The 12,972-nt window shown below is 38.3% G+C and carries 5 protein-coding genes; all 5 read right to left on the bottom strand.

Going from position 1 to position 12,972, the window contains the following annotated elements; all coding sequences use genetic code 11:
- Window positions 1–5,039 (bottom strand): Vomp family autotransporter (locus tag ACFIQC_RS00005; protein WP_375706578.1); only part of this gene is annotated, 5,039 nt, incomplete at its 3' end.
- A 479-nt stretch (window positions 5,040–5,518) separates the two neighbouring features.
- Window positions 5,519–5,791, bottom strand: coding sequence for a hypothetical protein (locus tag ACFIQC_RS00010; protein ID WP_375706579.1), 273 nt, complete (start codon window positions 5,789–5,791; stop codon window positions 5,519–5,521).
- A 76-nt stretch (window positions 5,792–5,867) separates the two neighbouring features.
- On the bottom strand, window positions 5,868–6,056 hold the full coding sequence (locus tag ACFIQC_RS00015; protein ID WP_375620820.1) for a hypothetical protein: 189 nt from the start codon (window positions 6,054–6,056) through the stop codon (window positions 5,868–5,870).
- On the bottom strand, window positions 6,011–6,277 hold the full coding sequence (locus tag ACFIQC_RS00020) for a hypothetical protein (RefSeq protein ID WP_375620821.1): 267 nt from the start codon (window positions 6,275–6,277) through the stop codon (window positions 6,011–6,013). Before ACFIQC_RS00020 ends, ACFIQC_RS00015 begins: the two co-directional genes overlap by 46 nt.
- A gap of 489 nt (window positions 6,278–6,766) precedes the next feature.
- Window positions 6,767–12,529, bottom strand: coding sequence for a YadA-like family protein (locus ACFIQC_RS00025; protein WP_375706580.1), 5,763 nt, complete (start codon window positions 12,527–12,529; stop codon window positions 6,767–6,769).
- Window positions 12,530–12,972: the final 443 nt, after the last annotated feature.

Below are 12,972 nucleotides of genomic sequence, written 5' to 3' on the forward strand. Positions count from 1 at the left end.
GCACCACCTATGCCCCAATGACCACCAGCACTCGTGGCAGAGAGATTAGAGCGGATTTTTCCGTTTTCAGATGTATAACCAGCACCAAGAGCAAATGCGGATTGTCCACGCCATGTGCCGCTACCAAATGAGACACTCAAAGATCCTGGCTCGTCGAAGTAACGTAGGTTGGATACTGCTAGACCAACGGCGGCTGCTTGCCTTGCCTCTTTCCGTACGCTCTTAATATCATAACTTAAAATATTAAACTTCATATCTGTATATCGGTCAGACCGATCAACAGCATCATCAATGGCATTAATAACAATATTATCCACCCGACTATCCGTATATTTTTTTGCATCATCGAGAACAATTTTCATCTGTTGTTGAGTGTAATCATGCAGTTGACCACCATTCACAGCTTCTTTCGAGTCCTTCTCAATACGGCCATCCGCAACATTATCAATTAAAACAGGTTCACTGGAATCTCCACCCTCTAAAGTGATCCTATTAGTTTTGTTTCCTTCTCCATCTTTATCATAGTTAACCGCACCATCTGCGACTGAAATTTCAATATCTTGTATATGTTGATGGATATTATCTACTCTGTTTTCAATTGTGTCTACCCTGTTTTCAACTTCTGTGACCTTCTTGTTCGTCTCCCATAGCTGTCCTCCATTTACAACTTCTTTTGAGCCTTTTTCAACTTTACCATCAGATACATTATCAATCTTGCTCGCTTTACCTTTATGACTAGCGTCATACATTCCTTTCTGTTCATTCCAATTTAAACCATTGGACGAGACATTGTTTTCAACATTTTGAATGCGGTCGTTTATCTTAGACATACTCTCACTTACGCCGTCAAAAGCACTGGCAACGTTATGATAATTCTTCTTTTCACCAGAGCTCCCGTCAGCCTTGAATTGTACTATCTTAAAAGTAGGAGCAGTCCATTCTCCATTATTATAGCCAGCGCCACCACCAAAATACGCAGCCAATTGGTTGCTCATAAGATAAAGTTGCGAACCATTTATAGCATCGGTTGAATTTTCAGTAATATCTCCATTGGCAAGAAACTTAATTTTGCTATTGGTTCTTTCCTCTCCATGCTGTGCTACAAATGCCTGCTCATCACCGTTCCACAACAAGGCGTCCCCTTTAACTTCTTGAGTAATATTCGTGATTCTTTCATTAACATCGTTTACCACATTCGTCAGATGCGTATTCACACTCTTCACATTTGCATCAAGACCTGTCAAAGCTGAGCCAACGTCATAATAGTTGGCTTTTGCCATCTGACCATCTTCAACAATAACAGATAAACTATATTTTGGTCCTTTAAAGGTACCATTCTTGAATGACGCACCACCACCAAAATAATTTGCTATATCTCCAGATATTTTATTAATTTGGTTCCCATTGATTGCATCATGCGATCCTTGCGCAATTATGCCATCTTTAACATTATGAAGAGCAACAGGGTCTTGGTTATCTACCCCACCTAAAGTTACGCTACCATAATTAATGGCACCGCTTTCTTTATCGTAGAGAACTGCAGCAGCACTTGTGAGATTAATATCATTAGAAATCATCTCTATACTTTTATCAAGCTGGGCTTTGTTAACAGCGTCATTAGCATTTACAGCTGCCTTCACACCAGAAATCGTCCTATCGTTGCCTGCATTATTTGCAACATTGATTTCTATACCACCTGTTGCCTTACCTATGGTGATAGCACCTTCATTCTCTTCCTGCTTAACGAGGCTGTTTTTTGTCGCATTCGTAATCTGATTTTGTATATTCGTGATAGAATTATCAACAGTACTAAAAGCAGATTCAAAATCATTATGTGGCTTACCCTGAATAGTGTAAGTGGGAGCCTTACCGTTAGATACGTCTGCACCACCACCAAAATATTGAGATGTATTTTGAGAAATTTTTGCTAGATTATTCGTAACAGTGGTAACATTCTGATTAGTAACAAAAAGTTGCGAACCATTTATAGCATCGGTTGAATTAGCAGAAATATCTCCATTGGCAAGAAATTTAATTTTGCTATTGGTTCTTCCCTCTCCATGCTGTGCTACAAATGCCTGCTCATCATTACTCCACAATAGAGAATCTTTAGAAACGCCCTCAATTTTCTGAGTAAATTCATTTGCTACATGTGTTAAGCGGCTATTCACATTGTTGATATTGTCATCAAGCCCTGTCAAAGCGTCACCAACATTATTATGGTCTTTAGATACTGCTACGCCATCTTCAGAAATGCGCGATAAATGATAGAGCGGACCGAACAAAATACCGTCGCTAAATTCCGCATTCCCACCCAAAATGTTTGCTACATCTCCAGATATTTTTTCAATCTGCCTACCATTGATCGCATCATGCGAATCTTCAGCAATTTTCCCATCTTTAACATTATGGAGGGAAACGGGTGCTGTAGTCTTATCACCACCCAAAGTTATGCTATTATAATTAACGGTATCGTTTTCTTTATCATAGAGAACTGCAGCAGCACTTGTAAGATTAATATCATTAGAAATCTTCTCTATACTTTTATCAAGCTGGGCTTTGTTAACAGCTTCATTACCATTCACAGCTGCCTTCACACCAGAAATTGTCCTATCGTTGCCTGCATTATTTGCAATATTAATTATAGAACCTCCTGTTGCCTTACCTATGGTGATAGTACCTTCATTTTCCTCCTGCTTAACGAGGCTATTTTTTGTCGCATTCGTAATCTGATTTTGGATATTCGTGATAGAAGTATCAACAGCATTAAAAGCAGAACCAACATCATTATGAGAATTACCCTGAATTGTGTAAGTTGGTGCTTTACCATTAGATACATCTGCACCACCACCAAAATATTGTGATGTATTTTGAGAAATTGTTGAGAGATTATTCGTAACAGTGATAACATTCTGATTAGTAGCAAAGAGCTGCGAACCATTTACTGCATCGGTTGAATTAGCAGAAATATCTCCATTAGCAAGAAACTTAATTTTGCTATTGGTTTTTTCCTCTCCATGCTGTGCTACAAATGCCTGCTCATCATTGCTCCACAACAAAGCATCCCCTTTGACTTCTTGTGTAATATCATTGATTTGTTGTGTAAAATTATTGACCACATTCGTGAGATGACTATTCACACTCTTCACATTTGCATCGAGACCACTCAAAGCTGAGCCAACATCATGATAATTGGCTTTTGCCACCTGACCATCTTCAACAATAACAGATAAACTATAGTTTGGTCCTTTAAAAGCACCATTTTCGAACGAGGCACCACCACCAAAATAATTTGCTATATCTCCAGATATTTTATTAATTTGGTTCCCATTGATCGCATCATGCGAATCTTCAGCAATTTTCCCATCTTTAACATTATGGAGGGAAACTGGTGCTGTAGTCTTATCACCACCCAAAGTTATGCTATTATAATTAACGGTATCGTTTTCTTTATCATAGAGAACTGCAGCAGCACTTGTAAGATTAATATCATTAGAAATCTTCTCTATACTTTTATCAAGCTGGGCTTTGTTAACAGCTTCATTACCATTCACAGCTGCCTTCACACCAGAAATTGTCCTATCGTTGCCTGCATTATTTGCAATATTAATTATAGAACCTCCTGTTGCCTTACCTATGGTGATAGTACCTTCATTTTCCTCCTGCTTAACGAGGCTATTTTTTGTCGCATTCGTAATCTGATTTTGGATATTCGTGATAGAAGTATCAACAGCATTAAAAGCAGAACCAACATCATTATGAGAATTACCCTGAATTGTGTAAGTTGGTGCTTTACCATTAGATACATCTGCACCACCACCAAAATATTGTGATGTATTTTGACTTACACTTGCAACGTCCCGATTAACCTGCTCCAACTGCGCAAAATTCACTGCATCATCAGGTTCTTCCCCAGCTGCCACTCCTGTAATCTGCTTATTGCCAGCATCAATACCATCCACAGTTATTTTAGCCCCATCAGCAAACAAAATGCCATCATCACTGATAGAGCTTCTCCCAGCGGTAACTCGTTCCACTGTAATATTATTAGCTAGATCAAATGTTACATTATTGTTTTCCTCACCTTTTGTAATCTTAAGGTTGTCACTTGCAGCCGACAAATCTACAGTATCTTGTACACCAACAGCTTTAGCATTTTTACCCCCAATAGATAGCTGCCAACCTTGGTCTACGTAAGTTTTTAACGCTTTTAGCTGTGCAACATTAACGGCATCGGTAGAATAACTACCAGCAGCCACTCCTTCAAGCTGGCGTGTTACCTTATTTTTATAATCACCAATAGTCGCTGCATGCGCAGTACTTTTCCATACCTCACTGTTTTTATTTTTTTCGCTTAGCTCGATAGGACTGTAACCGCTAGCGCCAGCAAGCGATGTAGTCGAAGAACCGTCCCCAAGAACAACATTGCCATACGCCCGCGTTTCAGCCGCACGCGTTTCAGCATTCTTATCTATAACAATAGCTCCATTACCATCAGCCCTCACTTTTGAAGAGTAACCATTCGCGAATGTATATTCCTCAATGCTATCTTGATTATCATATACGGAACCTATCGCAATACCGTCTAGCCCTGAAGCGCGAGCCATAGAGTTTATAGTAAAACTTTTCTCTTTTGCCGTATATTTCTCTGGATCTAAAACAACAGCTTTTTTAGCCCTCTTATCCCTTTTTGAATCAGAAACGAGCGTGCCATTCGCTGTGAAGATGTTTTGCGCATCTTCCCATGCAAATTTTCCGTCGGCTGTTAAAACATTTATTACAGAATTATAACCATCCATACCACTGTTATAATCATCATACGCAGAAATAGTACTTTGCGGATAAACTACAGCGGCATTCTTCACATTTTCAAGAGATGCCTTTGTTAAATCGAGATTTGCTGAAAAAACAGGAGCAGCATTCGATAAAAACAAGGCAACCGCAGTTCCCAACGAAGCTACTTTAAACAATGATGATCGACGATGTGAGCGAGAAAAACTCAAATCACGCAGATTTTGTGTAGTATATAATTTTTTCATAATACCCCCTTCATAATAACAGATTAAAAACACAAAAAATGTATGCTCTAGAACTCTAAAACTTTCTTATTTCCTTTGCGTGTTCCTGCTTTTACAGCGTGTTTTAGGACATAAATAAAATTAAGACATAAACTGTTGTTTCTACAGTGTCTTTAGAGGGTAATTAGGGGTAGGTTCGTGAAAGTCAATTTGAGGAAGGTAAAAAAATACTTAATATTAGAATGGATTTCATTTTTCTATCAAAGGTTGTGTATCGTTTTTAGCTTTGATCTCTTTGAAAAAGGTATAATTTTTGTGCCTATTGATCATCCGCTTAGGCATCAGTTTATTTTTCGTGAGTAAGATCTTTTATTTCATTAGAGGATTTATGAAAGCTTTTTACTAAAATGCCCCATCTATATCCTTACTAATAGTAATGTGTCTCGTTGCTGTATCCTATTTTACAAAAATACTCACTGCTACTTGTTCTTTTATTCCCTTCAGTTGTGAAAAATTACTGCATCAGTATTGCTAGTTCCTTCTGCAACATTTGTTACTTTTTTACTTGCCGCATTAATATTACCGGTGGTTATTTGCGGGACATCAGTAATTACTAAGCCTGTTGCATCGACTTTTCTTTTCTCTCCTAATGTTATGCTTTTCAATGCTATATCATTAGCCAAACCAAATATGAGCTTATTTTCATCGTCCTTATCTCTTTTAACCCTGAAGTTACTTCCTCCAGATGAAAAATTTATTGTACTATCTAGCACCCATACCTTTAGCTGCCTCACCAGAAATAGACAGTTTCCAACCTTTTTTTCTTACGACTTCTTCTAAACCCTGCAACTATCTAAGGTTCACTGCATCGGCAGGTTTGCTACCAGCTGCTACACCTATAATTTGTCGCGTTATGTTTTTACTAGGAACACCAATACTTACTGCAAATTTCGTACTTTTCCATTGAGATTCAGTGTTTTTAGCCGGTCCTTTCAGAAGAGACGTATACCCAAAAACGCCATCAGCCCTACCGGACACAGAGTTGTTCCCAATAGCCCCCCATCAACCGTCACTTTAGAATAAGAACCTAAAGCGATACTTCCAACCCCATTTGCTTTTGAATAGAAGCCCATAGAAATAGCTTCTTGAGCAAATGCATATAGCACGGAATGACCAAGTGAAATCGAACCATATTCTAAAGCTTTAGAAACAGCTCCCACTACTGTTGAATAATCACTCTTCGCAAGTTGTATAATCATTTTCCCCGTATTCGCTCTTCTTATTATATTCACTACCTATTGCGATACTGCTTTTCTCTAAAGCGTAAGCCATATTGCCTACAGAAACGCTTCATTCTTTTTCCGTTTGCGCTCCACTACCCTAAAGCAATACTTGTGTTTGGAGTACGTTGCATATCTGTAGATCGTTGCATTATAAAGCATACGTTTAAAACTATACGAAAATAAAAGCTAAAACTGTCTTCTTTTAATAAAGGGTATATTCGTATTTACATTTCTTGAAGCATTTTAATAAATCAAAATAATAGCAATCAATTTTTTAAATCTTTACCATTAAGGTCTTTTATTCTCAACAAAAGTTGTCATAGGCTTTTTATATTCGGATTTTATATAATTACGGGTGTTTTATACATTTAGAATAGCTTTAGAGAGCTCTGGAAGAAAGTAAAAAATTTGCCCTTTTCTTCAATTAAGAAAAAGGCAAATCAATTTTATGGATTTAGTCGTTTATTAGTTGAGTATCACATTAACCCCTGTACTTATACCCCAGTGACCTCCAGAAGTGGTAATTGACAAGTTGGAACCAATATCACCGTTCTCTGAAGTATAACCTGCACCAAAAGCAAAAGCAGATTGACTACGCCATAAACCACTACCAAATGCGATTGTTAATTTTCCAGGAATATCACTATAGCGTAAACCAGCTACCGCTAAACCAACAGCTGCTGCTTGTCTTGCCTCTTTTCGAACATCCTCAACAGCATAACTTAATGTCGAAAACTTCATATCCGTATACGAATTAGCCTCACTAACTCCATCTTTTACAAGATGAGAAACTTGCTCATCCGTATACTTATTGGCATTTTCAAGCACAAAATCCATCTTATCTTTTAATTGACCGCCATTAACCGCTTCTTTCGAATCCTTTTCAATCTTTCCATCGGCTACATTGGCTATTAATACTGGAGAACTGTCATCTCCACCAACTAATGTAACTTTATTGGTCTTTTTGCCCGTTTTTTTATCTTTATCGTATTGTACAGATCCCTCCGTAACTTTATTTTCAATATCCTTGACCTGATCTGTAATCATTTGCTGAGTTTCCCAAAGCTGTCCTCCATTCACAGCTTCTTTTGAATCTCTGTCTACCTTGCCATCCTCTACATTGATAATCTTACTTGGACTCTTAACACCCTGAGCATCAACATGAGATGCATCATAGCTTCCTTTTTCTTCATTCCAATTCAGACTATTCGAAGAGGTACTCTTTTCAACTTCTTTTATACGATCGTTGATAGTGCTCATGCTGTCATTAACAACATCAAATGCTTCAGAGACATTATTACGCTCCTCTTTATCACCTTTCGTACCATCCTTATTAAAGACCTGAACGGTGAATTTTGGTCCTTGCCAGTTTCCTTCCTTATCATAACCAGCTCCTCCACCAAAATATGAGGCAAATGTCTGTTGAAGTGTATAAATCTGACCACCATTAATCGCATCAGTCGAATCTTCTGATATCTTTCCTTTCGCAAGGAACGTGATCTTGCTGTTTTCCTTTTTACCTTCTTTCTCATGCTGTGCTATAAACGCACCTGCATCATCACTCCACAACAACGCATTTTGCTCAATGTTGTCTGAAATCTCATTATGAAGATTCTTGAAAACCTTATTTACACCGGCAAACGCGGCTGCAATGCTATCATAATCCTTCTCTTCAAAACTTCCATCTTCTTGGAAAGTCATTATCTTGAAACCTGGAAGCGCCCAGCCATCACCATCATACTTAGCATCACCACCAAAATACTTTGCTAGCGACTGATTCAGATCATAAATCTGTCCACCATTAACCGCATCACTCGAGCCTGATACTATAGAGCCAGCCGCAAGTGATGTGATCTTGCTTGCTTTTCTGTCTTCACCTTCCCCATGCAGAGCTACAAAAGCTTTGTCACCATCGCTCCAAGATAAAGAATCTTGTGCAATTCCCTCTGAGACCTCCTTAATGCGAGCGTTCACATTCTTGATATTGTCATCAAGCCCTTTAAAGGCAGAACCAACATCGGTATGCGGTTTATCTGTTACTTCGCCACCTTTATCAATACTGGATAAATTATAAGTTGGCCCTTTAAAAGCACCATCCTTAAATTCAGCATCTCCACCCAACAATTTTGCTATATCCATTGAAAGGATGTGAACCTGCCCTCCATTGATAACATCCGTTGAGTTTTCCGCAATCGATCCGGCGGCTACATTATGGAGCGCAACAGGTGTAGCATCCTTCCCTTTCCCAAAAGTTACATTTGTATAATCAGTTTGATTATCTGTTGTTTTATCGTAAAGAACAACAGAAGAACTATCCGACAGAAGGGTATCAGAAAGATCCTTCAAACCTTTATCAAATTGTTCTTTGTTCACGGCTTCATTGTTTTTTTCTGCCGCCTTTACACCAGAAAGAGTTCGATCCTTACCACCCTTGTTTGCGATATTGATTTCACTACCTTCTACTCCTTTACCAATGTTGATAACATCTTCATTTTTCGTAACAAGCAAATTACTGATTACATCGCTGATCGCAGTTTGAACCTTTGTGAAAAGTTTACCCACACCTGAAAATGCATCTGATACATTCTTATAGCTTGATTCAGCTTCAGTGCCATCATCATTGATAATTTTGAGCTTAAAATCAGGAACTTTCAATTCCCCATCCTTATATTCAGCGTCATCAGAAAAATATTTTGCAACCTTATCGCCCAGTGAATAAAGTTGAGAACCATTTACGGCATCCATCGATTCTTTCGTAATATCTCCTACAGCAAGCGATGTGATTTTACTTGCCTTTCTGTCATCACCTTCCCCATGCTGGGCAACAAAAGCTTTGTCAGCATCGCTCCAAGATAAAGAATCTTGTGCAACTCCTTCTGAGACTTCCTTAATGCGAGCATTCACATTCTTGATATTGTCATCAAGTCCTTTAAAGGCAGAACCAACATCGGTATGCGGTTTATCTGTTACAACACCTTTTTCATCAATATTCGATAATTTATACTCTGGTACTTTAAAGTTTTTGCCATCAAAGGATACATCTCCACCTAAAATTTTTGATAAATCCTCAGTGATTGCATGAAGCTGATCGCCATTAATCGCATCACTCGAAGCTGATATTATAGAACCAGCGGCAAGTGATGTGATCTTGCTGTTTTCCTTTTCTCCATCTTTTTCCCCATGCTTGGCTACAAAGGATTGTTCTTTACCATCCCACAACAGAGCATCGCCTTGGACAGATTCTTTGATATTCGTGACTTTGTCATTAAAATCATTAACGATGTTCTGCACATTCTTATTCACACTCTGGAAATTCTTATCAATTCCGTCAAAGGCTTCCGCTACATTATTGTAGGTTTTTTCTTCAACTTCAATTTCATTGCTCTCTAAGTTGAAAACTTTGAGTTTGAAGGTTGGTTTGTTCAATATGCCATTCTCATACGTAGCATCGCCGCCAAAATATTCTGCAACTTTGTTGCCCAGTGCATAAAGCTGGGAACCTGTTATAGTTTCGTGCGAATCTTTCTCTACCTTACCATCAGCGACATTAACAATCTTGCTCGCATCCTTCTCACCATGAGCAGCATTGTAGGCACCATCATCACCTACACTGCCATCCCAATTTAAACTATTCGAAGAGATGTCCTTTTCAAACTCCTTAATACGAGCGTTCACATTCTTGATATTATCATCAAGTCCTTTAAAGGCAGAACCAACATCGGTATGCGGTTTATCTGTTACAACACCTTTTTCATCAATATTCGATAATTTATACTCTGGTACTTTAAAGTTTGTTCCATCAAAGGATACATCTCCACCTAAAATTTTTGATAAATCTCCAGTGATTGTATGAAGCTGGCCACCATTAACGGCATCTGTCGAATTTGTGCTAAGATCTCCACCCGCAAGACCTGTTATTTTTTTACCTGCAGCATCAATACCATCCGCTATTACTTTGGGACCATTTTCAATGGTTAATCCCGTTTTATCTAAAGTGACGTCTTTTAATTTTACACTGTTCAATGTGACATCTTGTGCCAAATCAAATGTTATTTTTTTGTCTTTATTTTCTGTTGTATCACTATTTTTAATCTCAAAGTTTTTGCTTCCAGAAACCAAATTTAATATATCACCCGGCTGAAAGTTTGAAACAGCCTTATCATTAAGAGAAAGTGTCCACCCTTGTGCTACAAATTCTCTTAATTTTTTCAGCTGTGCAATGTTGACGGCATCAGTGTCTGCATAACCCGCTGCTACACCTGTAAGCTGTCGTGTTATCTTATTCGGAGTATCACCAACACTAAAAGCTCCTTGAGTGCTCTTCCATATCACACCATCATCCGTTGACTGGCTCCCTATGGAAGGATCATAGCCAACTGCGGACACTGAGTTACGAGAAACAGATTTATAACCCACAGCAACACCACCCTCAGGAAGTACTTGTACATTTGAACCTAATGCCATACTATTTTTAGCTGTTGCAGCTGAAAGTCCACCTAATGCAATACTATTTTCACCAGATGCATTTGCAAAACCACCTAATGCAATACTATTTTCACCAGATACATTTGCAGAACCACCTAATGCAATACCATTGTTGGCAGTTGCACTTGAAAGCTTACCTATAGCAATACTTTCTTGCCCACCTTTTCCCTCACTGGCAGCAATTGTAATGCTCTCCGTTTCGGCATGCCATTTAAAGACACTATCATCGGTAGCTTTTTTAATCTCATTGTGAAGATTTACATAAGACTTACCCACACCTTCAAAGGCTTTGGCTACATTTGGAAAACTTTCTTCTTCAATCTCATTCGTCTCAGGATTTAAAGTTTTAATTTTGAACTCTGGATTATCCCATTGACCATTCGTAAATTTAACACCACCGCCTAAATATCCAGCTATATGGGTAGCTACAACATTCAACTGACTACCATTTACCACCTCTTGTGAATCTGCACTAAGATCACCAGATGTAACACCCGTTACCTTTTTATTTCCAGCATCAATACCACCGGTGGTTATTTTCGGACCATCAGTAATTACTAAGCCCGTGGCATCGAAGGTATTTGTACCTGTCTTTACGCTCTCCAGTGCAATGTCTTGCGCCAGATCAAATTTTACTTTATTGTCATCTTCGCCCTTTGTAATATTTAGGTTGCTACTTCTAGCGGAAAAATCTACCGCGCTATTCATAAGAACAGTGGTAGCATTTTTATCTCCAACAGAGAATTTCCAACCGTTTTGTCTTACAACTTGTTCTAAGTCCTGCAACTGTCTAAGGTTCACTGCATCGGTAACATTAGAACCAGCAGCTACGCCTGTAATTTGTCTGGTTATACCCTTACTATAATCACCAACACTAACTGAGCCCCGCGTACTTTTCCATTGCGCCTCGATGTTTGTTGCAGGACCCTGCAACAAAGAAGTGTAGCCAAACTCACCAGCAGCCCTATCGGATATAGAATCGCTTCCTAGAGCAACACCTCCCGCAACCGTCACATTAGAGCTAGCGCCTATAGCAATTCCCTGCGTCGCCTGCTCCTTTGCATATGCATTGTACCCCATAGCAATCGCTTCATTTGCATAACTATGTGCTTTACTACCGAAGGCTATTGAAAAATCACCAACTGAAACTGTTCTCTCTTTTTCATCAGAACTATCGGTTAGAGAAGAGCCGATTGCAATGCTATTTTTAGTATTTCTACTACTACCAGCTAAAGCAGTTAAGCCGATAGCAATCCCTTGGTCAGCCTTTGTCTGCGCTACTTGCCCGAAAACAATAGCATCATGCGCTTCTCCCTGAGCTCGTTCACCATAGACAAGAGGATTACCCAAATCATCCCTAGTTATCTGATCTCCCTTTACAACTCCTGGAGTTAAAGCTGCTCTTGTTATTTTTTTACTTCCAGCATTCATATCAATTGAACGTATCGAATCGCTGGTTTCTGCCAAAATATTCACTATAGGACTATAATCACTTACACCAGTAAGAGTTTTGGTTAAAAAATTTTCATAGTCATCAGCAGCACTTACCTTGGATGTCAAAGCAACATTCAGCGCTGTTAAATAATTTTCCTGTGATGAACTAGAAGAATCCAAATCATTCGAAAAAACAGGGGAAACACTGGCTAAAAGTGCCGCTATTGAAGTCAAGGATAGGACTTTAATAAAAGGAAAACGAGAAAATTTTAAATTGCTCCCTGCTAATTTTGTATATAATTTTTTCATAATGAACTCCCCAATGAAAGAAATAACTATAAACACAAAAAAGACACATTTAAGCGCTATTAGGTCTCCTGAAATTGGTTTTTCTAAACGTATTCAAAAATTTAGTACCTGACTGAAAAGATAGAGACGTTGTGTTTTAGGTTTTATGGTTAATGCGTTTTGCTCTTTTACATTTCTTAAGAAAGAAAATTTTTTTGTGGTGATTGGTTTTTTTAAACCTTTAAACTTATTTGTTGTTTTTTGCAAGGGGTAGAGTTAATTTAGCGTATTGTTTTATAGCTTCTTCCAGTAAAGTTGAAATACATTTGAATGGAAATTTTTGTCTTAGTAGAAAGCTTTTTAATAGATTTGTAGAGAGCAAAAGGTTTTTTTATCTGTAGAGTGCTACAGATTTTTCAGATTTAAAAATTAAAGAAGAAAATAATAAACTTATAATTTATGAA

Origin of the sequence: Bartonella sp. AA126HLJHH (assembly GCF_042197425.1) — a bacterium.
GTDB lineage: Bacteria > Pseudomonadota > Alphaproteobacteria > Rhizobiales > Rhizobiaceae > Bartonella.

Bases quoted from the DNA above. Each gene is read 5' to 3' on its own strand.
- ACFIQC_RS00020 (WP_375620821.1), bottom strand. From the start codon at position 6,277: ATGATTATACAACTTGCGAAGAGTGATTATTCAACAGTAGTGGGAGCT.
- ACFIQC_RS00025 (WP_375706580.1), bottom strand. From the start codon at position 12,529: ATGAAAAAATTATATACAAAATTAGCAGGGAGCAATTTAAAATTTTCT.